The organism is Novosphingobium sp. HR1a, assembly GCF_015594425.1.
GTDB lineage: Bacteria > Pseudomonadota > Alphaproteobacteria > Sphingomonadales > Sphingomonadaceae > Novosphingobium > Novosphingobium resinovorum_A.
Map to the genome: position 1 here is coordinate 43,694 of NZ_JABXWS010000112.1, position 25,974 is coordinate 69,667.

The following is a 25,974-nucleotide window of genomic DNA, read 5'->3' on the forward strand; positions in this document are numbered from 1 at the left end:
GGGGAAAAGTGCGGCCGACCGACGCAGTCGGCGCCGGTCCGGCCGCCAGGATGGGTAGGTTAGAAGTCGAAGGAGAGACGGCCGTAGTAGTAGCCGCCGTAAGCACCGAACGGCGAGTTGCTGCCGTAAGGCGAGCTGCCGATAGTGTTGGTCACTGTGTTCTTGTCAGGATAGGTGTTGAACACGTTGTACGCGCCGCCCGAGAGCTTGAGCTTCTCGGTCACCTGGAACCCCACTTCGACATCGGTGATCCACTTGGCACCGTAGCTCTGATCAGCGGTAGGCTGGCCATTGACGAGATTCGCCAGCGCCTTCCAGCTGCCGTAGCGGGTTTCCTTCGCATTGACCGAGAACGGCCCCTTCGACCAGTTGAGGCCGAGGATGACCTTGTCATGCGGGGTGAAGACCGTGAAGTAGCCCTGCGTCTGCCGGTCGAACAGGGTCAGGCCCAGGTTCGCCAGTTCCTCGGGGTTGTCGGCGATGTGGGTGATCTTGGTCTTGTTGTAGTTGTACGCCGCGCTCGCACGGACGTTGCCGAAGTCGCCCAGCGTGAAGCTGTAGTTCGCCACCGCGTCGATACCGCGCGTGCGGGTGTCGATGGCATTGGCGAAGAAGCGTACGTACTGATCGCCCGAGAACCCGTTGTCGCGCAGGATCTGGCGCACCCCGGCGCTCGAGAGCAGGCCGGTCAGGGTGATGCGGTCGTCGATGTTGATCTGGTAGGCATCGACGGTCAGCGTGAAGCCCGCCAGCGGCGTCAGCGTCACGCCGAAGCTGTAGTTGCGCGACTTCTCGGGCTTCAGGTCCTTGCCGCCCAGCGCCTGCGCGATAGCGGAGCCGGTCTGCAGGATCTTGGATTCGATCAGTTGGTACGAACCGTTCACCAGCGAGACTTGCGTGGCGGTCTGTGCATAAGCCTGCTGCGAGAGCGAGGGTGCGCGAAAGCCGTTGGAGAACGCGCCGCGGAAGTTCAGCCAGTCGGTAGCCTTCCACAAGGCCGAGACCTTGCCGCTCCACACGCTGCCCGAACTGTCGTCATAGGTTTCGAAGCGGCCCGCGCCGGTCACCAGCAGGCGATCGGTGAGATCGAGCGCGAGGTCGATGTAGGCCGCGCCGATGGTGCGCTGGATGCTCGCCTCGTCGGCCGGGGTGATGACCGTCGCGCCCTGCGCGCCGATCGCGCCGGGCTGTCCGGCCAGCGCCGAGCCGGTCGGGTAGACGTAGCCGCCGTTCTGCCACGACGCGGTGTCGAGCGACTTGGTGACGTAGCTTTCATAGCGGAACTCCGCGCCTGCCGAGACCTGCAGGTTACGGCCGCCCAGAACCTCGAAGCCCTTGGTGACGTCGAAGTTCGTCGTCCACTGGTCGAACGCCGAGCTGAACGTGTCGAAGCTGGTCGGGCTGGAAGTGCCGAGCGAGGCGTTGAGCGTGTTGTCCGCGCCCGAACGCACGTAGTCGCGCCCGTAAGTGGTGCTGAGATCGAGGTTCCAGCCGTCGACCGTCTCCTTCATGCCCGCCGTGGCCTGCCAGTCGGTCTCGGCCATCGTGTAGTAGGGCGTGAAGCCGTCGGGGTAGATCTCGACGATGTCACTGGTGGTGCTGGGATAGCGGCCCGCCTGGCCGACGCGCGCCTCGCGGTAGCCGAAGGTGGCGTTGCTGTAGAGCGTCAGGTCGCCCGCCTGGATCTCGCTGTTCTGGGCGAGATTCACCGACTTCAGGTCGGGCAGGCCGCCCTGGTAGCGGCGGCGGTCGCCGGTCGCTTCGCGCGGATCGTCCGCGCCGTTGATGCGCGAATAGATGCGGCCGGTGTAATCCGAATTGCGCACCGTCGCCTTCTGGCGCTTGGCTTCGGCAGAGACCACGATCGAGCCGTTGTCGCCAAGGTGGAAGCCCTTGGACAGCTGCGCCGAGACGGTCTCGCCGTCGCTGCCGTTGACGCTGTCCTTGTAGCGCTGGCCCGCTTCGATCGAGGCGCTGCCCGCATCGGGGTTGCTCTTGAGGATGACGTTGATGACGCCGGCGATGGCGTCCGAGCCATACTGCGCCGCCGCGCCGTCGCGCAGCACTTCGATGCGGGCGATCGCGCTGGCCGGGATCTGGTCGAGGTCGACCGGATTGCCGCCCATCGAGGTCGAGCCCGAATTGAGGTCGATCAGCGCCGAGTTGTGGCGGCGCTTGCCGTTGACCAGCACCAGCACGTGCACGCCCGAAAGACCGCGCAGGCCCGCCGGACGCGTGACCGAGTTCCACGAGGAGGAACCGACCTGCTGCGACTGGAACGAAGGCACCAGCTGGCTCAGCACGTCGCGCAGCTGCATCGAGCCGCCGAGCTGGGCGATCTGCTCGCCGCTGATGACGTCGATCGGCGTCGGGCTGGTGGCGACGGTGCGGGCCTGTCCGCGCGAGCCGGTGACGACGATGTCCGAACCGCCCGGTGCTGCGGTATCATCAGCAGCTTGGGCGTACGCTGCGTTGCCGGAAGCAATGCTCAGCGCGAGGATGGACGAGGTAACGAGTATTCTACGCATTCAAACCCCCATGATGGGCGGCGTATCTGCTGCCGCCGGATAGATGACGCTGTCTCCCTGGGCATCGTTGCCCGAAGGGGCGACGGCGCCGACGTGTCCGGCGGGTTGTCCCGTCCCGGTTTGCGCGCCCTCGCCGACCGCCGCCGCAAATGCGGAAAGCGCGTCGTCAAGTTCGCGAATGAGGTCCGCGGTGTCCTCCAGCCCCACGTGGAGGCGGATCACCGGGAATGTCGTGTCAGCGGCGAAAGACCGCTGGCGGATCTGGCCGCCGCATGGAATCGCCAGGCTCTCGAACCCGCCCCACGAGAAGCCGAGGCCGAACAGCGAGAGCGCATCGAGGAAGGCGCGCTCGGCGCTCTCCGGCCCGTCGAGCACCACGGTGACGAGACCGTTTCCCGCGCTGTAGTCGCGCATGAACAGGTCGTGGCCCGGCGCGCCCGGAAGCTGCGGGCAGAGCACTTCGCGCACCATCGGCTGCGCGCGCAGCCATACGGCGACTTCCAGCGCCGCCTCGCCGTGACGGGCAAGGCGCGCATGCAGCGTGCGCATGCCGCGCAGGGCAAGGTAGGCGTCGTCCGAAGAAACCGCCCAGCCCATGCTGCGCGACCCGCGCCGCAGCAACGCGCCCACTTCGCCGCTGGCGACGGCACTGCCCATGAACACGTCGGAATGGCCGCAGACGTACTTGGTCAGCGCTTGCACCGAGATATCGACGCCATGCGCCAGCGGCTTGAACAGCACGCCCGCAGCGTAAGTGTTGTCGACCAGCGTGAGCACGCCGCGCGCCCGTGCCAGCGCAGCGATGCCCGGAATGTCGAGCATGTCGAGCGTGAGCGAACCGGGCGCCTCCAGCACGATCAGGCGGGTTCTATCGCCGATCATCGTCGCCAGATCATCGAGCGCGATATCAGCCGGGAAGTAGCGGACGGTGACGCCGTAGTCGCCCATCGTCGTCTCGGCGAAGCGGCGGGTGGGGCCGTAGATGGTCTCGCAGACCAGCAGTTCGTCGCCCGTACGGCACACCGCGAGGATCGCGCCAGACAGCGCCGCGAGGCCCGAAGGGTAGAGTTCGGCCACCTCGCCGCCCTCCAGTTCACACAGCGAGACGCGCAGCGCCGCCTGCGTCGCCAGCCCGCCGCGCCCGTACGTGGGCGCTTCGCGGCCGAAGCAGCCGTAGTCGTCGAGAAGTACTGTCGTCCCACGCTGAAGAACAGGTGCGGCCGTGCGCAGCGTGAATTTGCCATCCATTGCGGGATGGATCATCCGCGTCGCTTCACCCTTGCCGCCGTCTTCGGTAATCACTTTGAAATTCCTGTCGTATCCCGCGGGGTTCGAAGGCCGCGCGGCGTTGTCGTGTCTTCTAGTCGGTAGCGGCGTTGACGATCTCACCCAGATTTCGCGCCGTTTCGCGAAATGCCGTGATGTCCATCACCCCGAATTCTTCATCCCCCGCACATTCATCACCCCGCCCTGCAGGGCGACATCGCGAGGGGCAGTTCGGTGGTGTTCTTCATCTCCTCCATCGCGAAGGCGGAACTGACGTCGGTGAGCTTCACCATGCCGATGAGCTTCTTGTAGACCGCGTCGTAGGCCGCGATGCTGGAGACGCGGATCTTCATCAGGTAATCGACGTCGCCGGTCATGCGGTACAACTCGACGATCTCGGGCATCGTCTCGACCGCGTGCGCGAAGCTGCGCAGCCATTCGTCGCTGTGCTCGCTGGTGCGGATCGAAACATAGGCGGTCAATTCCAACCCCAGCTTCACCGGATCCAGCAGCGCCACGCGGCCGGTGATCGCGCCTGCCGCCTCCAGCCGCTTGAGCCGCCGCCAGCAGCTGTTGTGCGACAGGTGAACAACCTCCGACAGCGCCGCGACCGACAGCGTGCCGTCTTTCTGCAGCGCGCCAAGGATGCGGATATCGGCATCGTCGAGCGTCAGCCGTCCGGAAGGGGCGGGCGCCATCAGCGCACCTCCGCCAGCGCCGGCGGGGCGAGCAGGTCTTCGAGCGCGATGCCCCTGGCCAGCCCGTCGCGGATCAAAGTCTCGCGGCGCACGGCGGCCTCGGCGCGGTCGATGTCCCCCGCCGCGTCCTCGGGCGAGAGGAAGACCACGCCGTCCGCATCGCACAGCGCGATATCCCCCGGCCGCGCAACCACGCCGCCGACGCTAACCGCAGCATTGAACCGCCCGCCCAGCCCCAGCCGCCGGGTGGTGCGCGCACTCACCCCGCGCGCCCAGACCGGCAGACCGGTCTCGAGAATTTCGCCAAGGTCCGCCACGGGACCATCGACGACGATGCCCGCGATCCCGCGCCGCATCGCCGCCGCCGCGACCACGCCGCCAACCGCAGCATGGCGGGTGTCGCCAAGCCGGTCGATCACCAGCACGTCGCCCCCGCGCAGATGCGAGAGCGCCTCGTGCAGCAGCGCGCCGTCCGGACCAGGCAGAGCGAGAGTGACGATCGTTCCGCACGCCTTCATGCCGGGTGCGAGCGGCCGCAGCGCCGGATCGCACAGGCCCCAGAGCCGCCAGTGCCCCAGCGTTGAAGTCTCCACGCGAGACAGACCGCGCACCAGATGGAGTGCAGCCTGCGGGGGCATCGGCTGGCGATCGAACGTCATTCTCCCGGCGCCGCTTCGGGGCTGCGCGGATCGCACTTGGCAAAGTGACGCAGGAAATCGGCGACGTGGCCGACGAGGAAGCGAGTGAACACCTGCCCCGCCCGCGCGCTTGAGAGCGAGGGATCGCCCGAACCGACGCCATCGTCCGCCACTTCGGTGGCATCGAGCGGCAGGTCCACTGGCACGCCGCCGAACTGCGCGCTGGCGAAGTGCGGATCGGATGGCAGCCCGAACACGGGCTTGCGCGGGGTGGCGCCCGACTTCCCCTCGCCGACGAGGCCGGGGGCGAGGTACATCATCACCGAAGTCACCGGATCGGCGCCATGGCCGCGTGCGACAGCAGCCTTGTCGCCATGGGCCTCCTGCCACACCGCCTCAGGCAGCGAGCGCCAGAGATGGACGGCGGGAACCACCACGCCCGTCTCGCGGCGCACCGCGTGGACGACTTCTGCGATCAGCGGGGCGTTGGTGGAATGGCCGTTGACGATGACGATGCGGTCGAGGCCGTGATCGAGGAAGCTGTCGATCATGTCGCGCAGCACCGCGCGGAAAGTCGATCCGCGCAGCTGCATGCCGCCGGGGAAACCCCGGAAGAACTCGGCGAACCCGAAAGGCAGCACCGGCGCGCAGACCGCACCCGCCGCTTCGGCGGCTGCCATGGCGATGCGCTCGGCGGCGACGAAATCGCCCATCGGTGCATGCGGCCCCTGCTCCTCCTGACTGCCGAGCGGCAGGACGATCACCGGGCGATCCTTCGCGATCCGCGCGGCGAAGGCGGCGTGGCTCAAGTCCTGCAGGGCGTGGGGGCGGACGCAGTTCACAAGCTGGCCTCAATGCGGATCGCCTTGTTCGCGGCGACCGGAATCTGGCTGCGCACGCGGTTCAGGATACCCATGTCGATGGCGGCGGAGGCGCTGCCCAGCCCTTCGGACACGCGCGCAACGACGGTGCCCCACGGGTCGATAATCATCGACTGGCCGAACGACTGCCGCTCGCCCGCAGGCGTCTGGTACGTGCCCCACTGACCTGCCGCCGCGACCCAGCACTCGGTCTCGATCGCACGGCTACGCAGGAGGACTTCCCAGTGGTCCTTGCCGGTCAGCAGGGTGAAGGCGGCGGGCACCGCAATCAGCGCCGCGCCCTGCTTCGCCAGTTGCTGGTAGAGCTCTGGAAAGCGCACGTCGTAACAGATCGAGCAGCCGACGGTGACGCCTTCGCAATCGTAGGTAACGATCGCCTTGCCGGGATCGACGGTGGCGGATTCGTGGAACTTCGCGCCGTCCGCCGTGGTCACGTCGAACAGGTGGATTTTGCGGTAGCGCGCCTGTTCAACGCCGTCGCGGTCGAAGACGACGGTGGTGTTGTAGGCGCGGCCCGGATTGTCCGACCGCTCGTAGAACGAGCCGCCGTGAATCCACACCTTCAGTTCGCGCGAGAGACGCGAGAGCAGCGTCCAGGTGTCGCCATCGCGGTAGGGTTCGGCGACGGCGGGGGCACCGGCAGAGCCACCGAGCCATTCGCAATGCTCGGGAAGCTGCACCCAGTCGGGGCGCTCCTTCGCCACGCATTCGCGCACGGCGGCCTCGATGGCGGCGAGGTTGGCGACCTTGTCGCTGCGGGTATTGAGCTGAATGACGGCTGCGCGCAGCATCTTACTTTCCTTGAGGACGCGCGGCGGAGAGCGCGATGGCGTTGAACAGGATCTTGAAAGCGCCCTGGGTCTGGGCGCGCAGGGCGATCTCGGGCCCGACGAGCACGACCTTGCCCTTGCCTTGCGGCACCGTCAGGACGGCGGCGGTGTCCTTCAGGTATTCCGGATGCCAGGCCCAGCCGCTGTGCAGCAGCGCGCCCTCGCCGAACGACACCGCGACCGAAGCCCCCGGCGCGGTCGGACGGAACACAGGGCTGGAATCGTAGAACAAGTCCACTTTGGGGTTGAGGCCCCAGGCGATCGGGTCCGCCGCATTGGTATCCGCCGTCAGCACGGCGCCGGGGACATAGAACTGGGTGTTCGACAGCGGCACGCGCTTGCCGTCCTTCTCCACCAGCAGCGGATCGGCGACCGGCAGCTTGAACGCTGCGGCAAGGCCCGAGGAGGACGAACCCATCGCCAGCACCGTGCCACCCGCGTCCGCGAAGGCCTTGAGGGCAGGGATGGTCTTTTCCGCGCTGATGTCACCCAGCGAGGCGCGGTACTTGGCGGGCATGTCCTTGGGATCGGGCTGGACGCTGTCGAAGCGGCCACGGAACATGCCGCCGTCCACGCCCGAGCGGGCATTCGGGATCGCCGCGTCGGGCACGACGACGATGTCGTACGACTTCGCAAGGCCGCCCTTGTCGACTTCCTGCGGGTAGACGATCGAATAGGGCAGCTCCTGCCCGTCGAAGATCCAGCGCAGCCAGCCGGTGGGATGGAGGCCGCCATAGAGATCGACCACCGCGACGCGCGGCTTCTTCACGGCAAGCCGCTCGCCCTGCGGCGCGGCGGCGACCGCCTGCACGGTGAGGCCGAGCGACTTCGCGCCCTCCTCGACGATACCGCGCGCCTCGGCCGATGCAGGTACGAACCATGCGCCCGGCTCGGCCGCGCGCCCGGCCACGGCGAGCGGCGTCTTGTACGCGCTCACCGCGATGCCCGCCGCCTGGAGACGGTTGACGAGACGGAAGGCGTCGTTCTGGTCATGGCTGACGAGCCAGCCGCCGGAGGTGCCCTCCACGCCTGCATCCGCGATCGGCTGCGCATCGGGCGCGATCTCGCCGCTGACGGGACGCATCTTCACCGCGAAGGGATCGAGCGCACGAGCGAACTCGACGCCCGCCTGGAACGCCGGGGTATAGCCCGAAGCGTCGGCGGGCGGGATCGGCGGGCCGCCCGGATAGGCGAAGTTGTTCGGGTAATGCTGCGGCTCGAACATGTCGAGCACATGGGCGCGATACGCCTGCGCGGCGGGGACGATGTACGTGCCCGCAGGCCAGGTCTTGCCCGCAGCGGTGAACGGCTCCTCCGCACGGCTCATCTCCACGCCGAGGCGCGAGAGCGAGGTGAGGAACTTCGCCGTCGTCGGGAAATCGTGCTGGTCGACCGGCACGACATAAGCCCGCGCATCGCGCTGCGCCGGATCATGCAGCACCGTGTCGTAGAGGTCGGCGTCGATCTCGCTCCAGCCGCGCGTGCGCACCGGCTTGGGCTTGCCGCCGCGCTCGGCCAGCGCTGCGTGGGCGGCTTCGATGCGGTCCTTGGAGATCGTCCAGCTGTCGGTCGAGCCCTTGGCGATGGCATTGGCGCCCATCTGCCAGCGGACGAACAGCAGCCTCTCGCGGTTGTTGGCGGCATACGTCAGCAGCCCGCGCGCGAGCGAGAGGCTGTAGGACACCGACTGCGCCATCGACCACGGGCCGGGTTTGGCGGGCAGCGCCTGATCATTGCCGGGCACCTGCCGCTCGGGAACGAAGGGGATCGTCTCGGGCACCGGGCTGCCGATGATCTCGACGAGGATGCCCACCGCGTTGTGGAAGTACGTCGAGGTGCGCAGGTTGCCGTTGTACCAGGTGTCGTAGTGCGCGCCGCTGCGCGTGGTCGCTCCGCCCTTGTTCTCGGACAGCAGACGGCTCTGCAGCGTCGCGCCCACTTCGTCGAGGCTGGAGATTACCAACGGCTCGTAGTGATAATTGAACGGATCGCGGAACGGCGGGAGAAACAGCACGGTGCCGGCAGGCCCCGTCTGGTGCTGGTTCATCACGATCTGCGGGCGCCAGTCGCGGTAGAGCACGCGCACCATGTTCTGCGTCTCGACCTGCGTGGCGAGGAAGAAGTCGCGGTTGTTGTCGTGTCCGACGTAGGGGTGATAAAGGCGCGGCAGCGACTTGAAGTCGGCCTCGCGCTTCATCGGATCCTTGAAGCGCATGTACCAGTCGGCCACGAACTGCTGGCCGTCCGGGTTGTCCGGCACGAACAGGGTGACGACGTTGTCGCGGATCTTGCGCGCCTCTGGGTCGTCGGAGGAGACCAGATCGTGGACCTGTGCGATCAGTGCGGTCTGCGCCTCGACCTCGCTGGCGTGGAGGCCGCCGTCGATCCACACCAGCGCCTTGCCGGTGGCGGCCATGACGCGCGCCTTTGCCGCGTCGATGCCCTCTGCGGCGCCGAGCGCGCGGCTGGTCTCGCGGTATGCGTCCAGTTTCGCGAGGTTTTCCGGCGAGGAGACGACCGCCATGACCTGCCTGCGCCCCTCGGTGCTGGGGCCGATATCGACCAGCTTCACCCGGTCGCTGGAGGCGGCGACGGCCTTCCAGTAGGCCATCATGTCGTCGTAGGACGGAACGTAGCGGTCCTCGCCCATCCGGTGACCAAGCACCTGCTCGGGCGTCGGCACCGGCCTTTCCTGCGCGAGCGCCGGAGACGCCAGCGTCAGGCAGGTGGCGAGGAGGAGAGCGCGGGTCAGTCTCATCGGTCGATGGCCTTTGCAGGATCGGGCGCGCGCACAAAGGCGATCACGAGGAAGGAAAGCACGGCGGCGGCCGTGACGTAGAAGGCCGGGGCGATGGTCACCCCTGTCAGGCGCACCAGCAGCGTCGCGATGAAGGGCGCGAAGCCGCCGAACAGCATCACCGCGCCGTTGTAGCCCACTGACAGCGCGGTGTAGCGCACCCGGGTCGGCAGCAGTTCGCACAAGTACGTCGGCGCGGTACCGCTGAAGAGGCCGGAGAACACGCCCGCAACCGCCGTCGCGGTGATGACCGAGATGCCGCTGCGAGCCTCTGCCATGAACAGGAAGAGCGGGATCGAGACGATCGCGAAACCGGCGGCGCTCGCCAGCAGGAAGGGTTTGCGTCCGACCCTGTCCGAGGCCCAGCCTGCGAGCGGGATCACCGCGACGTTGCACAGCGCGCCGGTCAGGGTGCCGAGCAAGGCATAGCGCGAGGGCACTTCCAGCACCTGGCTGGCGAAGCTGACCAGGAAAGTGCCGTAAGTATAGCCCGCGACAGTCCAGATCACGACTATGCCCGCGATCGTCAGCACGGTGCGGCGGTGGATGGTCAGTGCTTCGCGCAAGGGGTGCTCGGGCACTTCGCGCTCGGCTTTGAAGTGAGGGGTTTCAGGGACTTTCGCGCGCAGGTAGAAGCCCAAAGGCGCGATCAGGATGCCCAGCACGAACGGCACGCGCCAGCCCCAGGCCTGCAGGTCCTCGGCCGAAAGCACCGAATTCAGCGTCAGCGCCACCAGCACGGCGGAGACCACCGCGAGGCTGGTGCTCAGTTGCTGCAGTGCCCCGAAAAGCCCGCGCCTGTTGGCTGGGGCGTATTCGACAAGGAACGTGGTCGCCCCGCCCCACTCGCCGCCGGCCGCAAAACCCTGCACCAGACGGCACACAACGAGCGCACAAGGCGCCACCAGGCCTACCGAAGCATACGTCGGGATGAGGCCGGTGGCGCAGGTCGCACCCGCCATCAGCATCATCGTCAGCACCAGCGCCGACTTGCGCCCGAAGCGGTCGCCCATCGATCCGAGCACCATCGAGCCCACGGGGCGCATCACGAAGCCAACGCCGTACGTCGCGAAACTGGAGAGAATCGTCGTCACCGGATCGGCGGCCGGGAACATGGCGATGCCGATCTGCGCGGCGAAGTAGCCGTAGATGATGAAGTCGAACAGTTCGAACCAGTTGCCGATCATCGCCGAGGCCAAGGCCCGCGCGATGTCCTTGCGGCCGGGTACGGGACGCGCAAGCTGTCCCTCGGCGGGAAGCGCCGTAGTCGTCATGGCAGGTCTTCCTTGCGTCTTAGGGGGCTTCGGCGGGCGAAGGCTTGGGGAGCGGTACGGGAACATGCGGCGGGATAACGACGGCGCCGTCCTTCACCATCATGCGTCCGTCCTTGAACACCATCGAAACCTTGCGCAGCGCGTCGATGTCCTGATCGGGGCGACCATCGACGACGATCACGTCGGCCAGCTTGCCGGGCTGGATGGTGCCAATGAGGTCGTCCATCGCCAGCAGCTTCGCGTTCGTCAGCGTCGCCGCCTGCAGCGCCTGTGGGACCGTGTAACCGCCCTTCACGAACCACTTGAGTTCGGCGAGGTAGATGTTGGGGATCATCTTGTTGGCGTCGCCGATCGTGTCGGTGCCCACGCCCATGACGATGCCCGCCTTCTTCATCTTCTGGAACAGCGCGAAGTTCGCATCCGAGGTCATCGTGAAGCGGCGCGAGGTCGAATCCCAGAAGCCGCCCGCACGGTCGAGCACGTTCTGGTAGACCTGCAGCGTCGGCACCGAGGCGGTATGATGCTGCGCCATCTCGGCGATCGTCCTGTCGGTGCGCGGCAGTGGATGTTCGATCATGTCGATGCCCGCTTCCACCGCCATCTGGGTGTAGATCGTCTCGCAGTCGCACGTCACCTTCAGGCCAAGGCGATGCGCCTCGTCCACCGCCGCCTGGATCTCGTCCGGGGCAAAGTGGCTGGCGACCTTGATGACGCTGGCCCCGCGCTTGAACGTCTCACGCACGGCGGTGCGCCAGGCGTCGGCGCCGTTGCGCTCCCAAGCGTAGTCGGGACCGTGCGAGGGGCGCACCGGACGTTCTGTGGCATGGCCGCCGGTGCCGGTAATGATGTGCCCTGCGGTAAACACGCGCGGCGACGGAATGGCGTCCTCGGCCGCCCAGTCCGCCAGCCGATAAGGCGCATCGCCCACACCGTTGAGGTCGCGCACGGAAGTGAACCCGGCCTCGATGAACCAGCGCAAGTTGCGCGTCCCCCGCAGTACGCCGTCCGCATCCTCGGCCTGGACGTCGTAGGGCGTTTCGTTGTCGGGGTAGGTTAGGTGCACATGCATGTCGATCAGGCCGGGCATCACGAACTTGCCGGTCACGTCGATCACTTTCGCGTCGGCGGGCCATGCGCTGCTGTCGGGAGAAAGCACGGCAATAACCCGCCGACCCTGCATCACCACACTTCCCGGTGCGACCCGAAGGGACTGCGTGTCGAAGACGAAGCCGCCGCGCAGCACGGTGACCGGTCCGGCGGCCGCTTCGGGCCGCTCGGGGATCATGCGCGGGGTGTGATCGGTGTTGGTGCCGCCCGCGATCCACTCGTGGCGGTCGGTGCGCGGCACCGCGGCATCGCGCTCGGGCGCGGCGGCAGAGGCCATGCCCGACAGGCCAAGAGCTGCGGCGGTCAGAGCGAGGTTTCGAAAAGGATGCTTCATGATGTTTGCGACCGTCATGTTTTGCGCGAAGCGTTGGTTACATGTTGCCCTGACCCGCCATTGCCTCGGCAATGCGGGAAATCGCGCCGCCCAACTGGGCCTGAAGGCGCGCGGGGTCCTGCCGGTAGCGCTGCGAGATGCAGGCGAGGCCGAGCGCCGCCAGCGGCTGCCCCGGCCCGAGCGGAATGACAGCGGCGACACCGGTGCCGCCGACCGCGAATTCGTCCTCGACCACCGCGAAGCCTGTCTCGCGGGCGGCAGCGACCGCGTCGATCACCGCGCTGCGGTCGACTTGCGTGGAGGCGGTGAGCGCGGCGCGCGGCACGCTGTCGAGCGCGGCCTCGAACGCGGCAGGCTCCATCCGCGACAGCAGCACGCGGCCCAGCGCGGTGCAGTAGGCGGGAACCTTGCGCGGCAGTTCGATATCGTAGCGGATGTCCGAAGGCGATGCCTCCTTGGCCAGCAGCCGCACGAGGCCGGACGCATCGGGCATGCCCAGCAGCACCGTCTCGCCTGCGTCCACTGCCAGCGCGGTCATCACCGGCGGGGCGACGCGCAGGATGCGGCCATGGCGGGCAAAGCCGTCGCGGCGGATCATGTCGTTGAGGCGGTAGCTGTCGTCCTCGTCCTCGCGCACCAGATAGCCGCGCTTGTGCAGGGTGCGCAGCAGGCCCAGCGTGCTGCTCTTGGGCAGTTCCAGACCGCGCGCGACCTCACTGAGCTTAAGACCATCACACCGGGCCGAAAATAGTTCCAGCATATCCAGCACGCGTGCTGCGGATTTAATCTCGTCGCTCATGCCACCCCTGGTCAAGCAATGGCGTTCACGATGAGGAACCAATCGTTCAGCCTTGTGAACATCATGATCCCTCCGCGGCCTCAAGTCAAATCGATGCCGCGAAAGTGATAAGTTTCGATTATTGCGCCATATTATCCTTTTTTTGACGAACGGCATCCCATCTTCAGGCCGCCTAAGGTTGATAATCATCCCACTTCAATCGACATCATAAGCTATCGATTCGCTCGAATCGAACGCATGGTTCAGAAATGTGAAATTTGATAGCCACGTAACGAGGGCAAGGCGGCTACCACCAGCATGCCCGCTATTTCAAAGGGAATGTGGAAAATTTGGCTGCCTTCTCGCCACAATGCTTGTCCCTTCCCATCGCCGTGGACCACTACCTGCCGGATATCGCGATAGTGGAGTGATCGGTGGCGGTATCGACCGGCACCCCGAGCCGCTCGCGCTCGGAATAGCGATCGACGAACTGATGGTTTTACCCTGGCCGCCCCCTAGGCGCTGATCGTCTTCTGCTGAAGCCGCGACCTGAGCCTGCCGATCACCAAGCTCGCCAACATGAGGAGGTTGAAAGATAATGTGATTGCCCGACCCGCTGCGCGGCGCGTGCTTGAGAGAGAGAGAGAGAGAGAGAAGAGCGTGGTTGTTGACACTATGATTGACGAACTGTCCCACTTCACAGCGGGACGTTTCCCGCACGCCGCATCCCTCCTATCAGCCTGATCGACCATAATGAGATCGGCGGATTAGTGCGCTGAGACTTCCCACGGCGGCTTCCTGTCCTGTGAAAATCAAAGAAGCCTAGCCAGAATCGTTCAGCTTATTCCGGCTTCTACCGCTGCTCGCTATCTCCCAGAACGTCTCGTGTTCTGCTGAAAGCCGCCCTTTCGACGCCGGTTCGGGAATGATGGCAAAGTCCCAAGCCTAGGCATACCCTGAATGTCCGCTCCTAGGCGTGCTAAAATCTCGCTCGAGCGGCTTGGATGGGCGTTCCCTCCAATGGCCCGTCAGCGAACTACACACCGGAGCGTCTGCTTTCTGAGGGTGTACGCTCAGAACCGGACCGAACCCAAAGTCCCAGTCCAAGGCATCAAGAATGAGGAAGCAGTCGCTCTGGACTTGGGAGATTAAAATTGGGTGTTGAACGATCTGGAAGGGTCGACAGCCGAGATGGCCGCTACGCCCCCAAGTCCGCCGTTCCGTGCCTGATCCGAAGCGAAAGGGAGCCTACGGCCCTGTTTGCCTTGCCCGCCACGTTCGCCAACGGCGAAGAAGAATGCATACTACATGGGCTCGATCCGCCCCACCGCCGCCACGCCGGCGAGATGTTCAAGGGCCTTTAGCGCTATGGACAGGAAGATTTATCCGATGCCAAGGGCAAATTGTAGTTACGAAAAGCGATTGACCATCAATCAGATCGTAACTACAAAAAACCATGATCATCGTATGGGATGAGCCGAAACGGCAAGCGAACCTCGTCGAGCACGGGATCGACTTTGCTGATATGGGCGCAGGGTTCTTCCTCTCCGTTCTGGTTATCCCTGCGATGGACGGACGCTTTGCCGCTATCGGCGAGATGCACGGCACGATCACGGTGATTTTCGCTGCGGTGGGCACCGAAGGCGTCTCGCTCATCTTTGCCCGCCCGGCTAGCATTACGAAACCGAGCCTCCTGCCATGACCGACCCGAAAAATGCCGCTCCTGGATACACCAAGGCCGATATGGATGCGCTCGGCGATAACCCCGAATGGACAGCCGAGGACTTCGCGAGGGCGGAGCCTTTCGCTGAGGCCTTCCCGGACCTCGCAAAGACGATTCGCGTACGCGGTCCGCAGAGGGCGCCGAAGAAGGTCAGCACCACACTGCGCCTTTCGCCCGAGATAATCGAACATTTCAAATCCGGCGGCCCCGGTTGGCAGTCGCGGATCGATGCGGCCCTCAAGGAGTGGGTGGCTGCGTACTGAGTCCGATTGGATCATTACCCGGTAGGACCATGGCAAGCTGCTGGTCCGCTCCTGGGGAGGAACTCGGCGATTGAACGACCGGCATGGGTCGCGTGCTGACCTGCCTGCTGCTGGCGGAAAAGGTCAGGCGATACCAAAAATGTAGCGCGTTCCAACTACCGAGCGAATTACCCTTTCCGGCATTGCCGCCATAGCGGCAGAGATGAACACCTCTCCGCTGCAATGGCCGGGAATGACGTAGTCCGGAGCCAAGGCTTGCATCATGGTGAGCGTTGCCAGCGCCTGATCGCGGGTTTGCGGAGGAATAAGATGGAAACCGCCGACGATCGCGTGGACCTTGTCGATACCCGACACCGCCTGCGCACGCCGAACCGTGTTGATGATAACGCGATGGCTGCACGAACCGATCACCACCAGTCCGCGTCCCGCTACATTGAAGGCAGTACCAAGCTCATGCTCGGCGTCATCAACCACGAAGGTTTTGCCGCGCTTGGCCGGATCGACCAGCGCGCGATCGCAATTCTGCCCCGGCAACATGGCAGTGGGCACACGCGGATGCTCGGCAGACACAAACGGGATCTTGCCCGTGGTGAAGCCGGATCCCGCAACGAGCTTTGGATCTCCCGAAACGACAAGATCCAGTCCGGCTTTTCGAATAGACGGACGATCTATAGCCCCGAACGAGGGACCATCCGGGGCCGTGCCCCGGATGCGCTCGCAGAACGCTTCTTCGCCGCCGATGAATAGCGGCGTACCATGCCGGACCTTCCCACCGGTCAAGAAGCCATCCAGTCCACCGAAATGATCATAATGGCCATGGCTGAGGACCATCGCGTCGATCGTCTCGGGCGCGATCCCCAGCAGCAGCATATTGTTCAGCAGCGCCGCCGGCGTGTACCCGAAATCGATCAGGATATTGTGCGACTTTCCACCTGCGAATGCGGCCGCAAGCATCGAATAGCCCCATTGGCCGGCGAAAGCCGTGCGATAGTCGGTGGTAAGCGGCGGAGGCATGACATGGAGGTCGGGCCGACTGATTGGCAAACCGAATACGCCGGTTGTGCTATCGATCAACACCGTCAGCTCGAGCCGCTCAACCAACGGGACCGAAATCCGATTGCTCGCACGGAGAGGCGCTACAGGGACGAGTGACGCTCCGGCCAGTGCCAGCAGGGATCGACGGGTTAGTTCCACGATATCCTCCGAGAAATCTCGAGCCGGTGCGCCCACATCATGAAATCACCACTATCTTGGAATGTCGGCTTTCAGGGGCAGACACAACGCCGACGATAGACTGGCATGGGTCGAGACTGTAAAACGCGCTTTCATTACGGCTGTCAGATGACTTCTCTACTGGCATCCGTAATTGCAAAGGCCAGTAGATTCTTACAATCGACGATAAATGGAAACTAGCCCGTCAGGCTCTTGGCAAATGCCTGCCAGGCAGGCGTGGCATTAAGCAGAATCCGCAGCGCTTGCGTCGCGACAAAGAACCCACCGCCCCATAGCGTCGCGGGATGCAGCTTGCCGCGCGATCGAATGTCGTAGATCACCAGGGCGGTAAGAAGGACATCGGTCAAGACGATGCCACCGATCGCGGGAGCGAGGCCGATATGGGTAAAGCGCGTGATCCGTGCGAGTGGCGTCGTTAATATCGCCGCTGTCCCGAGCAGCATCAATCTCTTGTGCCAGGCAGCACGCTTGCGCAGCATCAGGGCCGTACCAACGAGTACCGCAAAGGTGAAGATCGCGCCGAGCGGGAAAATCAGGGGTGGGCCTTGAGGCGGAAGATGATTGGCTGCGGCAACTTGCTTGGTGATGATCGCTGTCGCGACGCCCAGCGGCACCATCACCAGGCCCAGCGCCGATGCTACAACCCCGACGATTCTGTGAATGTCGGCGCGCCCGGCGGCTATCAGTCCGGTTTGCGTTAAATAGAGCAAGATCCAGCCCGTGAAGGCCAAACCGTGGAGGTGCAGCAACGTGGACATCGGCTTGGCGCCGAACATGGGCGCCAGGTAATAGCTTGGCGCGAAGCCAACAAACGTGGCGATCGCGATGACGCACGCCATCGTAGCGAAGAATCGTCGTTCATCCGTAAGGTGTGTCGGAGCCTATTTCGTCAGTGCTACCATGTTTTCCTCCGGTATTACGGGAGAGATCTGCACGCCTTGACAGACGGTCGCAGCTGTAATCTCGAAATATGAACGCCATATCAATACGATGCTACTGCATTGAAAAGTAATTAATCTCAGATTCGATCTATTATATCAGATTGACCGAATTTTCGGCATAGCATCCGACGGCGACTTGCAATTTGCCCTGTCGTTCGATCAAATCACTGAGGCTGGCGATCCGCTGGTTACATCAGGGGCACAGCGGCAGCTATTTCTGGATAGTACTCTGAAACCTTCTATTCCGCTTGCGGAGATCTTGCGCAGTGCATGGCATAGAAGCGGACGTGCCGATCGCGATAGTATTCCCGCGCCTACAGCACATCACTCGCGGGCGCCTCGGGATTACTTCGGAAATGGTTGCCAAGGAAATTAGCGGTATAGTCGATCTTAAGAGATTTTTACATGGGCGTTCATTCCATGTTGGAGCATAACTGCCATATCCGTGTTCCCAAACCTATCCGTTACTTGATTGGTAAGGCAACTATATCCACCGCGTGCCCGGGAGTCGGTGAAACAGGCCCCCGCTGCGGCTCTCTTCTGGCTGCTGAGGTGGGGGGCCATGCGGCTCGACCCATATCACAGGGTTGTGGTCAAAAGTGCGTAGTCGAAGGCGGTGGGTATGTGCTCAGGCCTTATGAGGCGCGGCGACTTGCAGGGGATCGCCGCGCCGTCCTGCGTACACTTGTGACCGGATTGTCCTGTAATTTCATGATATTGGAAATGCTTCGGCGCGTTTACTGTGATCCGAAAGGAGATTCGGTATGCGCCAGGGTAATTGTACATTGACCAAGGCTGAGATGGTCGCCGCCATCCAGCGGGACGCTGGATTGTCAGCCTCAGGCGCTTTGGCAATAGCCGAAGGAATTCTTGCGCGAATGGCTGAAGCGCTGGAGCGAGGCGAGAGCGTCAAGATCATGCAATTCGGCACATTCGCACTCCTCGACAAGCGTGCTCGGATCGGTCGTAATCCCCGGAGCGGCGAAGCGCACACCGTCTCGGCGCGCAGGGTTGTCACCTTTCGTCCCAGCGAGGCGTTGAAGAGCCGTGTCGCTCGGCCGCTGCCAAACGCCGCCGACAAATAAGGGGCGGCTCAATCGCCTCTTTCGGATAACCGGCATTCGCTGTGGCGAACTCTTCTGCTCTCGCGCGTTACATCAATGACATAGCGAGAGGAGAAGAAAATGACGTCGACCACCGAACGTGCGCGAATGCACGACGATTTGAAGAACGTCGGCCTTCGCGCTCAGGCCACCGCCGCCGGGCTGGTCCAGCTCTGCAGGGAACTCACCGCCGCCGGCGTATTGGACCAGGCTGCCGTCGATCGCGTGAAGCATGCGATAGCCGACGAGATCGCGTTGACGGCACCTCGGCCAATTCCGCGTGCAAGTTTCCGCGAAGAGGTTTGCGAGCGGCTGGACGCCCTGTTCGCCGGTGATGAAAAGGTTGGGCCCGCCGAGCGGCTGTCGTTCGCCACGCAGGATGAGCGATGATATTGCTTGGCGTATCGGCGCGGACACAGCTCAATCATAACTGCGGCGCAGTTCCGCCAGTCCGGCGCCATCGTTGGTACGGGGGCGGTTTCTTGTGTTCGCCGTTTGCAGGCCTGCACCGGTGTGATCTCGAATGTCGCACTGGCGGGCGTAAACGCACCGGCCGATTAGAGCGCGGCAGTGGAGCGCTGCCCCCCCGCATCAGCTCGCCAGTAAGCATTGATTGCTGAGAGCTCGGGCGCAGGGGATGGCGGCCGAGGAGGATCCAGTGAAACAATGGGAGAGGGATGCCGGTGACGAAAGTTGTCGTATTCAGCGCAAGATCAATAGTGTACCGTGCATTTGCGACCCGAAGGGTTCTGCAGCCCTTACAAAACTGGCCCGGTCCTCTCTGAGTGCCGGGCCTTCTTGCCCTATCAGTCGGCCGGTGCCTTTTCTGTAGCCCGCTGATCTGGCCCGGGGCGCTGAAGCACTTTCGTGCTCGCACCCACGATCGCCATGCCGAGAAGAAAGATGACGATCATTCCGCCGACAAGGTACCGCAGGTTCTTGGGCTTGCCGCCTTCGTGACCACCGGCGGGCGTAATGGTATCTTGGTCGCGATGGGGCAAGGGAATCTCCGTGGCAATGAGGTGCGGTTCGGGGGAAGTGGCCCGACCGCTTACCGATGAGAGCGATTGCCGGGCCACAGGTGCAGGAACACCCGTTTACTCAAAGAGACGGACTGAAAATTCGTTCCACGGATGACAGCGTGGAACGTTTGCCGCACGAAATCTACAAATCGCTTACTGGGACTGCGGCAAGGAAACGGCCTATCATCCGAGCCTTACGCTGGCGAGCAATGTTGAAGTCTATCTGTGCGATTTGCAGTCGCCCTGGCAGCGCGGCTCCAACGAAAACACCAATCGTGTGCTGCGGCAGTATTTTCCTATAGGAACCGATCTGCGGCTGTCCAGCCAAGCCAAGCCGAGTGCCGTTGCACCGCAACTCGGCGAATGACCAAGGAAAACGCTCGAATACCAAACGCCCGCGAAGCGCCTTAAAGCTTGTGTTGCCTCCACCCGTTGAACTCACCGCCGAGTGCGATCATTCACGCTTTGCATAAGGTGCACCGCAGTCTCCATCCAGTTGGCGAAGGAAAGCCGCTGCTTGCTCGAGGGTGGCTTGCTGATCTGCTTTTGATTGCCGATCCCAAGTGCGGTAGGGCATGGCCAGCCGATAGTTTGCGCCCAGCTTATCACGATGACGGGCGAGGAAGTTCCAGTACAGGGCGTTGAACGGGCATGCATCTTCGCCAATCCGCTCTTTGACGTTGTAGCGGCAAGTACCGCAGTAGTCCGACATTCTGTTGATGTATGCGCCTGATGAAACATAAGGCTTTGATCCAAGCAGCCCGCCATCGCCAAACTGGCTCATGCCCAGCGTGTTGGGCAATTCCACCCACTCATAGGCGTCGAGATAGATTTCGAGATACCACAGATGCACTTGCTTGGGATCGGCGCCGATCAGCAGTGCCAAATTTCCCGTTACCATCAGCCGCTGAATATGATGCGCGTGCGCCGTCGCGAGCGTTTGCCCGATCGTTTCCGACAGACAATGCATCTGGGTGTCGCCAGTCCAGTACCAGTCCGGAAGCGCCCGGTCATGTTCCAGGAAATTGCGATCGACATAGCCGGGGCCTTCACGCCAATAGATGCCGCGCATGTACTCGCGCCATCCGATGATCTGGCGGATATAGCCTTCAACCGAATTGAGCGGGGCACGGCCCTTGCGATATTCGGCTTCAGCGCGGCGGCACAAGTCGAGCGGGTCGAGCAGTCCCGAGTTGATGTAAGGCGACAGGATCGAGTGCCACAAGAAGCGCTCGCCGGTCAGCATCGCGTCTTCATAGTCGCCGAATTACGGCAGTGCGTTTGCGAAAAAGCTGGCGGCCTGGCGTTCGGCGTCTGCGGCGGTCACAGCATAATTGAAACTGTCCAGATCGCCCGGATGATCGGAAAACCGGTCTTCAACCATTGCGATGACATCGCGCGTGATCGCGTCAGGCGTAAAGCCAAGCGGACGCGGCATGAGCAGGTCGGCCTGCGCGGGCTTGCGATTGTCCTTGTCGAAATTCCAGCGCCCGCCAGCCGGTTTGCCATCGTCCATCAACAGCCCGGTCTTCCTGCGCATTTCGCGATAGAAGAACTCCATCGTCAGTTCGCGCCGGTCGCTTGCCCATGTATCGAATTCGCCGTGCGAGCACACAAATCGCGTGTCCTTACGGATCTCGACCGGCACGCCGAACAGCGTTTCCCAGCTATCCAGCATGGCGGTGACGCGCCATTCTCCCGCCTCGGTGACGAGGATCCGTTCAGTGTCATGCCGCTGGATCGCCCGAGCGACCTCGCCTGTAAAACTGCCGCTGTTTTCAGGATCATTCAGCCGCAGATAGTCCACGCGCCATCCTGCTTCCTCTAGAGCCTGGGCATGATGGCGCATCGCTGAGAGAATGTAGGCCAGCTTGGTCTTGTGATGGCGAACGTAGGTCGTCTCATCGGCGACTTCCATCATCAGCACGACGGCATCGCCGGGGTTAGCCCCGCGCAGCGACGACAGACCGAGCGACAACTGGTCACCCAACACGGGAATGAGCGTGGTCATGGCCGCTCCGTCTCCCCTACCCCGCGGCAGCGATCCGAGCAGAACTTGACCTTGTCCCAGTCACGCACGCGCCCATTTTTTTCGCCACGCGAACGGCCGCTGGCAGGAAGGGCATATCTTGGTCGGCAAAGTCAGCTTGTGGTGCGCCATGTCGTCTCAACGCACCAGATGCAGGTTGGAGGCAAATTAAGACTGACCAGCTCGTCGTTCCGGTCATTCTCGGGGTGCCATTTGAGATATCAGACTGGGGGCAGGCAGGCATCGGAAGTCAGCGGCATCGGACGAGGTGATGCCGCTGGCGACCTTTTCAGGGGATTAGCCGATCGGCGCGCAGACGCTCGAACAGGGCGAAGAACGCATCGTCGGTGGGCTGATAGGCGGTGAAGCCCAAACGCCGGCTCCTGGTCATATCGGCCACGACCTCGATCGGCCGGCCCAGATCGGCGTCTGTATGCCATGGCGAGGCCAAGCGCGCGAGATCGGGCTCTGTGAGGCCCTCGCGAACAGCAATCTCACGCCACAACCCTGCATCATCCGCCATCTGCTGCTCCAACGGCCAAACTTTGCCGTCGAACGGTGCAGCCTCGATGCCGAACCAGTCGGCGATGCGGCTCCACATCCACTGCCAGCGGAAGATGTCGCCGTTAACGACGTTGAACGCCTGATCCTGCGCCGCATTCGTCTCTGCCGCCCATAGCAAGTGGCGCGCGAGTTGCGTGGCATCGGTCATGTCCGTGAGCCCTGACCATTGCGCAGCAGAACCCGGGAAAGCGAAGAGCCGTCCGGTCTCACGGCATAGCGTCGCGTAAACGGCTAGCGTCGTGCCCATGTTCATCGCGTTGCCGACAGCCAGCCCGATTACAGTGTGCGGGCGATGGACGCTCCAGGTAAAGCCGTCGCGCGCAGCTGCCGCGAACACCTCGTCTTCCTGGGCGTAGTAGAAATTTTCGACGTCGAGGCGGCCCTGTTCCTCGCGAAACGGTGTCTGTGGCAGAACACCTTTGCCATAAGCCTCGAACGGCCCGAGGTAATGCTTCAGCCCTGTAACCAGCGCGACGTGACGGGAACCGCCGGGTTTGGGCAAACCATTCAGCAGATTACGCACCATCGCTGAATTGACGCGGATATTCTCCGCCTCGCTGTCCTGCCTCAGCCACGTGGTGATGAACACCGCGTCCGGGTCGATGCCGTGCAGTGCCTGCGCGGTGGCGAGCGGATCCTGCAGATCGACGGCAATCGGATGTACCCCGGATTGAGCATTGGGCCGCCGCGCCAGGCCATGGACGGTCCAACCCTGTTCGGTCAGAAGCCGCGCTGTTGCACTGCCGACTATGCCGCTCGCGCCTACCACCAATGCCGTCTTCGCCATGTGTATCTCCTTGTTGCGTGGGACCTAGGCATTGGCGCCTCCATCTTCTAGACGGCACCATTCACTGACCCAGGCACCAAAAGGTAACCACATGCAGCCCGGAACGCCGGACGATGAATGGCGGGAGGATTGCGCACCCCGCCGCGTGCTGGAGCTTTTCGCAACGAAGTGGACCAGCATGGTCCTTCACACTCTCCACGCCCGTCACGGCGGAACTGCGCGCACCGGCGTGCTTCTGCGCAGCCTGCCTGGGATCTCCAAGAAGATGCTGACCCAGACGGTGAGGGACATGGAGGCCAGCGGCCTGCTGGCCCGGCATGTGCAGAGCGCGATACCGCCGATGGTGGAATATAGCCTCACCGATCTTGGCCGCAGGTTCGTCGAGCCGGTCGAACTTCTGTATGGGTGGGGCCGCGACAATACCGATGCTCTGGATCAACTCGTCCCGCGCCCGAGTTCACGCCGATCCTGAAAAATGTGGCCGCCGTTGCAACGCTCGGGTGTTTGATAATCTCGATGACTGCTTGCATCCGGCGCGGCTTGCAGCTTTCACGGAAAAGCTCCTCGACCGATATCGTCAGGCCCTGCGCTCCCCAATGACGCTCGACCTGTGCGCCAGGGCGCTCTATTTGCGAGGCCATGCTGCATGTCGTCCATCATCCCGGTTACGCGGTCGAGACCGAGCGCACGGGCACTTTTCCGCATGACAAATATGCGCTGGTCATGCGGTTGCTGGGCGAAAGCGGCGTACCGATGACGGTCCATGCGCCCGAAGTCATGCCGCGAGAATGGCTCGAAGCTGTCCACGACCCGGTCTATGTCGCGCAAGTCATTGGTTGCGCGGTGCCGACGGCCAAGCAGCGCCGGATCGGTTTCGCGATCGACGAGCGGATTTCCCGGCGATCGCAGCTTTCGCCCGGGGGAACGTGGCTGGCGGCGAAGCTGGCGCTAAAGCACGGATATGCGGCAAATTCCGCTGGCGGCAGCCATCACGCCCTCGCCGATACCGGGGCGGGCTATTGCGTCTTCAACGACTTGGCGCTTGCCGCCAACAGACTGATCGAAGAGGGGGACGTATCGCGCATCCTGATCCTTGATCTCGATGTGCACCAGGGCGATGGCACTGCGGCGCTGACCGCAGGGCGCAGCGACATCTTCACGCTGTCCATTCATGCCGAGAAGAATTTCCCCACCCGCAAGGCGCGTTCTTCACTGGATGTCGGACTACCCGACGCAACGGGCGATGCCGGCTATCTGGAAGCTCTGGCCGGATCGCTGCCCATGGTCCTCGATCGGTTCGTGCCGGACCTGATCTTGCTGCAGGCAGGCGTCGATGCCCATGCGGACGACAAGCTTGGCCGGCTGTCCCTGACCGACGAAGGCCTCGCGAGCCGCGACCGCTATGTGGCGACAGAGGCGAAGCGGCGCGGCATTCCCTTGGCAAGCACCCTGGGCGGTGGGTACGGCGCGGACCGCGAAGCCGTGGCCTTGCGACACGCGCGAACGATCCTCACCCTTTCCGCCACCATCGCGGCGAGAGACGTCGACTGATTGCGCGGGTTTACCGGGCCGCCTTCCTCTCGGCATCGAGCCGCTCGGCCAGCTTTTCGATCTCGTCGGGATTGAGAACCCAAGTGCGCGTTCTGCGGCCTTCGCGGAACACGGGCTGCGTCAGAAGGATGCGCGCCTGCTCCTTGGCAAAAGGCTTGAAGAGCGCGAAGTGCATAACGCATTCGAGCATCAATCCGATTACCGGCGTCTTGCCATCCAGATCGATAAGCGTTGCCGGCTGGTCCCAGGGGATGTTCATCATGGAGCGCGCCTATCGCGGATTATCAAGAATACAAAGGTTCAGTACCTTCGCCCGCACTACCGCAGCATGCCCCGACCTCCTGACGTCAGTCCCGTAGGCCGATTGCTTTGTACCATCCGCAGCGCGATGGGCGTAAAGATCAACAAGGCAGGGCTACACTTCCGGAACGGGACAGGCCGCAGCTTGGGATAAGCAACTGGCACCTGAACGTCCCGTATGGATCGGTCCACATGGCTAGCAAGACGCCGTTAAGAAGTCGGGAACGGCGGGGATTGGTAGATAAGCGGCGGGACGTGCGCACCGGGCGTTCCGATCACTAGATGCTCATAAATTGCCGCAGCGATCGTACTGCGGCCCAATGTCTCAGTGGCCAATTGTAGAAGCAGGAGTGAAGCAAGGCCCAGCCACCACGCGGGATGCACCTTCCCGTAGCGCCGCTTGTCCCGCACGATGCCCGCCACCGGAAATGCGATCATGCCAATGAAGACTGCCGTCAGCATCGAATACATCAGCAACGGGGCGGGCAGCAGCCTTCCAAATGAAGGGCCCATGATAGCTGCCATGCCGCATATGATCAGGCGTGGATGCCACTCGCGATCGCGCCGCTTTACCACGCCACCGATCAAAAGAGACGCGAACAGCATCACGCTGAGCGGGTTCATCAATAAAAACTGCGCCGGCAGGAAGAAGAAGGGTACGGCCGCCTTTTGAACGCTCAATACCGTTGACAGGGTCCCGACGACCACCATGGCCACAGCCCAGCCAACGGCCAGCCACCCCAATTTGCGATGAAGCCTGATCGATCCGGTTGCGGCGAGGGACACCTGCGAGACAAACAGCAGAACCCAACCCATGAATAAAATTGCGTGGAGATGCACAGAAAAGGGAGCGCGAAAGGACGATATGCCCATTGCAGCAAAGAACGAAAACGCGCTGACATTAATGAGCGCCATGACGATGGCCGTGATTGCAAAGAAGCGCGTCTCCGCCGCGAAGAACTGCCGATTTGCAATCGCTGTACCCATTGCGCCCCGCCCCCGCAGCTTGCCCCTCACTCACGGCCCCATATTACGACATTCCTTCCCATGCGTCGAGCAGTTGCCGCGGCTTGCTGAGCGGCAGCCAGGACGCTCCGAGCGTCAAGAGCGTGTCACCCCGCCCACGCTTGGCCACCGGCAGCGCAGCTAGGTCTTCCCCCGTCATCGTGTCGTACCCTGCATCAGGAGACTTGCCCTCGCCTGCCGCTGATGCCCTGGAGAAGCGCGCCATCGAGTCAGCGATAAAGAAGTCAGCGTGGAGCGGGGAATGAGGTCAGCGAAAGGCCGTACGGCTACATTCATCGCGCGCGAGCCTCGTTCCATGCCC

22 protein-coding genes and 3 pseudogenes are annotated in these 25,974 nt (G+C 63.4%); 7 read left to right on the plus strand and 18 right to left on the minus strand.

What is annotated here, in order from left to right; translation table 11 throughout:
• Nucleotides 1-59 precede the first annotated feature (59 nt).
• The 10 genes from HWN72_RS29290 to HWN72_RS29335 all read right to left on the minus strand — a co-directional run bounded on the left by HWN72_RS29290 (nt 60) and on the right by HWN72_RS29335 (nt 13,152).
• On the minus strand, nt 60-2,528 hold the full coding sequence (locus HWN72_RS29290; RefSeq protein ID WP_211152155.1) for a TonB-dependent siderophore receptor: 2,469 nt from the start codon (nt 2,526-2,528) through the stop codon (nt 60-62).
• Nucleotides 2,529-3,830, minus strand: coding sequence for a cystathionine beta-lyase (gene metC / locus HWN72_RS29295; protein WP_289357775.1), 1,302 nt, complete (start codon nt 3,828-3,830; stop codon nt 2,529-2,531). It lies immediately after the preceding gene.
• A 158-nt stretch (nt 3,831-3,988) separates the two neighbouring features.
• Entirely contained in the window at nt 3,989-4,492 is a 504-nt protein-coding gene (locus HWN72_RS29300; protein ID WP_211152156.1) for an Lrp/AsnC family transcriptional regulator, read from the minus strand.
• Entirely contained in the window at nt 4,492-5,151 is a 660-nt protein-coding gene (locus HWN72_RS29305) for an RraA family protein (protein ID WP_248006453.1), read from the minus strand. Before HWN72_RS29305 ends, HWN72_RS29300 begins: the two co-directional genes overlap by 1 nt.
• On the minus strand, nt 5,148-5,939 hold the full coding sequence (locus HWN72_RS29310) for a creatininase family protein (RefSeq protein ID WP_248006454.1): 792 nt from the start codon (nt 5,937-5,939) through the stop codon (nt 5,148-5,150). Before HWN72_RS29310 ends, HWN72_RS29305 begins: the two co-directional genes overlap by 4 nt.
• Before the next feature lie 29 nt (nt 5,940-5,968).
• Nucleotides 5,969-6,802 carry a carbon-nitrogen hydrolase family protein gene (locus tag HWN72_RS29315; RefSeq protein WP_211152158.1) on the minus strand — a complete coding sequence of 278 codons (834 nt, stop codon included), beginning with the start codon at nt 6,800-6,802 and terminating at the stop codon, nt 5,969-5,971.
• 1 nt (nt 6,803) lies between these two features.
• Nucleotides 6,804-9,599, minus strand: coding sequence for a M14 metallopeptidase family protein (locus tag HWN72_RS29320; protein ID WP_211152159.1), 2,796 nt, complete (start codon nt 9,597-9,599; stop codon nt 6,804-6,806).
• Nucleotides 9,596-10,912: an MFS transporter gene (locus tag HWN72_RS29325; RefSeq protein ID WP_211152160.1), complete on the minus strand. Its 1,317-nt coding sequence runs from the start codon at nt 10,910-10,912 to the stop codon at nt 9,596-9,598. Before HWN72_RS29325 ends, HWN72_RS29320 begins: the two co-directional genes overlap by 4 nt.
• A gap of 19 nt (nt 10,913-10,931) precedes the next feature.
• Entirely contained in the window at nt 10,932-12,353 is a 1,422-nt protein-coding gene (locus HWN72_RS29330) for an amidohydrolase family protein (protein ID WP_211152161.1), read from the minus strand.
• A 37-nt stretch (nt 12,354-12,390) separates the two neighbouring features.
• Nucleotides 12,391-13,152: an IclR family transcriptional regulator gene (locus tag HWN72_RS29335; RefSeq protein WP_211152162.1), complete on the minus strand. Its 762-nt coding sequence runs from the start codon at nt 13,150-13,152 to the stop codon at nt 12,391-12,393.
• A 1,435-nt stretch (nt 13,153-14,587) separates the two neighbouring features.
• On the opposite strand from HWN72_RS29335, the gene HWN72_RS29340 reads away from it, so the two are divergent.
• Nucleotides 14,588-14,833, plus strand: a complete 246-nt coding sequence (locus HWN72_RS29340; protein ID WP_211152163.1) for a BrnT family toxin — start codon at nt 14,588-14,590, stop codon at nt 14,831-14,833.
• Nucleotides 14,830-15,117: a BrnA antitoxin family protein gene (locus tag HWN72_RS29345; protein ID WP_211152164.1), complete on the plus strand. Its 288-nt coding sequence runs from the start codon at nt 14,830-14,832 to the stop codon at nt 15,115-15,117. Before HWN72_RS29340 ends, HWN72_RS29345 begins: the two co-directional genes overlap by 4 nt.
• A gap of 123 nt (nt 15,118-15,240) precedes the next feature.
• Here HWN72_RS29345 and HWN72_RS29350 read toward each other — a convergent pair whose 3' ends face one another.
• Together HWN72_RS29350 and HWN72_RS29355 are read right to left on the minus strand one after the other, a co-directional pair.
• Nucleotides 15,241-16,218, minus strand: a complete 978-nt coding sequence (locus tag HWN72_RS29350; protein ID WP_248006455.1) for an MBL fold metallo-hydrolase — start codon at nt 16,216-16,218, stop codon at nt 15,241-15,243.
• A gap of 308 nt (nt 16,219-16,526) precedes the next feature.
• Entirely contained in the window at nt 16,527-17,189 is a 663-nt protein-coding gene (locus HWN72_RS29355) for a hypothetical protein (RefSeq protein WP_211152166.1), read from the minus strand.
• Between the two features lie 866 nt (nt 17,190-18,055).
• Here HWN72_RS29355 and HWN72_RS29360 point away from each other — a divergent pair.
• Nucleotides 18,056-18,376 (plus strand): integration host factor subunit alpha, encoded by a 321-nt coding sequence (locus HWN72_RS29360; RefSeq protein ID WP_211152167.1) that lies wholly within the window; start codon nt 18,056-18,058, stop codon nt 18,374-18,376.
• A gap of 99 nt (nt 18,377-18,475) precedes the next feature.
• A complete protein-coding gene (locus tag HWN72_RS29365) occupies nt 18,476-18,784 on the plus strand; it encodes a hypothetical protein (RefSeq protein ID WP_211152168.1) in 309 nt (102 codons plus the stop codon).
• 416 nt (nt 18,785-19,200) lie between these two features.
• On the opposite strand, the gene HWN72_RS29370 is transcribed toward HWN72_RS29365, so the two are convergent.
• On the minus strand, nt 19,201-19,395 hold the full coding sequence (locus HWN72_RS29370) for a hypothetical protein (protein ID WP_211152169.1): 195 nt from the start codon (nt 19,393-19,395) through the stop codon (nt 19,201-19,203).
• Nucleotides 19,396-19,541: 146 nt separating this feature from the next.
• Here HWN72_RS29370 and HWN72_RS31455 point away from each other — a divergent pair.
• Nucleotides 19,542-19,852, plus strand: a pseudogene (locus HWN72_RS31455) (IS30 family transposase); the annotation flags it as partial.
• Between the two features lie 18 nt (nt 19,853-19,870).
• Here the strand turns inward: HWN72_RS31455 and HWN72_RS29375 are convergent.
• The 3 genes and pseudogenes from HWN72_RS29375 to HWN72_RS29385 all read right to left on the minus strand — a co-directional run bounded on the left by HWN72_RS29375 (nt 19,871) and on the right by HWN72_RS29385 (nt 22,796).
• Nucleotides 19,871-21,427, minus strand: a pseudogene (locus HWN72_RS29375) (cryptochrome/photolyase family protein).
• A pseudogene (locus HWN72_RS29380) lies at nt 21,424-21,577 on the minus strand (DUF2256 domain-containing protein). The pseudogenes HWN72_RS29375 and HWN72_RS29380 overlap by 4 nt, the downstream one beginning before the upstream one ends.
• A gap of 157 nt (nt 21,578-21,734) precedes the next feature.
• A complete protein-coding gene (locus tag HWN72_RS29385; protein ID WP_069710052.1) occupies nt 21,735-22,796 on the minus strand; it encodes an SDR family oxidoreductase in 1,062 nt (353 codons plus the stop codon).
• A 91-nt stretch (nt 22,797-22,887) separates the two neighbouring features.
• Between HWN72_RS29385 and HWN72_RS29390 the strand changes: the two genes are divergently transcribed.
• On the plus strand, nt 22,888-23,268 hold the full coding sequence (locus HWN72_RS29390) for a helix-turn-helix domain-containing protein (RefSeq protein WP_008829518.1): 381 nt from the start codon (nt 22,888-22,890) through the stop codon (nt 23,266-23,268).
• 167 nt (nt 23,269-23,435) lie between these two features.
• Nucleotides 23,436-24,347 (plus strand): histone deacetylase, encoded by a 912-nt coding sequence (locus HWN72_RS29395; protein ID WP_008829517.1) that lies wholly within the window; start codon nt 23,436-23,438, stop codon nt 24,345-24,347.
• A gap of 10 nt (nt 24,348-24,357) precedes the next feature.
• On the opposite strand, the gene HWN72_RS29400 is transcribed toward HWN72_RS29395, so the two are convergent.
• Nucleotides 24,358-24,609: a hypothetical protein gene (locus HWN72_RS29400; protein ID WP_008829516.1), complete on the minus strand. Its 252-nt coding sequence runs from the start codon at nt 24,607-24,609 to the stop codon at nt 24,358-24,360.
• A gap of 248 nt (nt 24,610-24,857) precedes the next feature.
• Nucleotides 24,858-25,634, minus strand: coding sequence for a hypothetical protein (locus HWN72_RS29405; protein ID WP_037518867.1), 777 nt, complete (start codon nt 25,632-25,634; stop codon nt 24,858-24,860).
• Nucleotides 25,635-25,974: the final 340 nt, after the last annotated feature.

Excerpts from the sequence above, each read along its gene's own strand:
- HWN72_RS29325 (WP_211152160.1), bottom strand. The coding sequence starts at position 10,912 with ATGACGACTACGGCGCTTCCCGCCGAGGGACAGCTTGCGCGTCCCGTA.
- HWN72_RS29345 (WP_211152164.1), top strand. The coding sequence starts at position 14,830 with ATGACCGACCCGAAAAATGCCGCTCCTGGATACACCAAGGCCGATATG.
- HWN72_RS29385 (WP_069710052.1), bottom strand. The coding sequence starts at position 22,796 with ATGGCGAAGACGGCATTGGTGGTAGGCGCGAGCGGCATAGTCGGCAGT.
- HWN72_RS29400 (WP_008829516.1), bottom strand. The coding sequence starts at position 24,609 with ATGATGAACATCCCCTGGGACCAGCCGGCAACGCTTATCGATCTGGAT.
- HWN72_RS29330 (WP_211152161.1), bottom strand. The coding sequence starts at position 12,353 with ATGAAGCATCCTTTTCGAAACCTCGCTCTGACCGCCGCAGCTCTTGGC.
- HWN72_RS29315 (WP_211152158.1), bottom strand. The coding sequence starts at position 6,802 with ATGCTGCGCGCAGCCGTCATTCAGCTCAATACCCGCAGCGACAAGGTC.
- HWN72_RS29360 (WP_211152167.1), top strand. The coding sequence starts at position 18,056 with ATGCGCCAGGGTAATTGTACATTGACCAAGGCTGAGATGGTCGCCGCC.
- HWN72_RS29340 (WP_211152163.1), top strand. The coding sequence starts at position 14,588 with ATGATCATCGTATGGGATGAGCCGAAACGGCAAGCGAACCTCGTCGAG.
- HWN72_RS29300 (WP_211152156.1), bottom strand. The coding sequence starts at position 4,492 with ATGGCGCCCGCCCCTTCCGGACGGCTGACGCTCGACGATGCCGATATC.
- HWN72_RS29365 (WP_211152168.1), top strand. The coding sequence starts at position 18,476 with ATGACGTCGACCACCGAACGTGCGCGAATGCACGACGATTTGAAGAAC.
- HWN72_RS29390 (WP_008829518.1), top strand. The coding sequence starts at position 22,888 with ATGCAGCCCGGAACGCCGGACGATGAATGGCGGGAGGATTGCGCACCC.
- HWN72_RS29290 (WP_211152155.1), bottom strand. The coding sequence starts at position 2,528 with ATGCGTAGAATACTCGTTACCTCGTCCATCCTCGCGCTGAGCATTGCT.
- HWN72_RS29320 (WP_211152159.1), bottom strand. The coding sequence starts at position 9,599 with ATGAGACTGACCCGCGCTCTCCTCCTCGCCACCTGCCTGACGCTGGCG.
- HWN72_RS29395 (WP_008829517.1), top strand. The coding sequence starts at position 23,436 with ATGCTGCATGTCGTCCATCATCCCGGTTACGCGGTCGAGACCGAGCGC.
- HWN72_RS29355 (WP_211152166.1), bottom strand. The coding sequence starts at position 17,189 with ATGGCGTGCGTCATCGCGATCGCCACGTTTGTTGGCTTCGCGCCAAGC.
- HWN72_RS29335 (WP_211152162.1), bottom strand. The coding sequence starts at position 13,152 with ATGAGCGACGAGATTAAATCCGCAGCACGCGTGCTGGATATGCTGGAA.
- HWN72_RS29405 (WP_037518867.1), bottom strand. The coding sequence starts at position 25,634 with ATGGGTACAGCGATTGCAAATCGGCAGTTCTTCGCGGCGGAGACGCGC.
- HWN72_RS29305 (WP_248006453.1), bottom strand. The coding sequence starts at position 5,151 with ATGACGTTCGATCGCCAGCCGATGCCCCCGCAGGCTGCACTCCATCTG.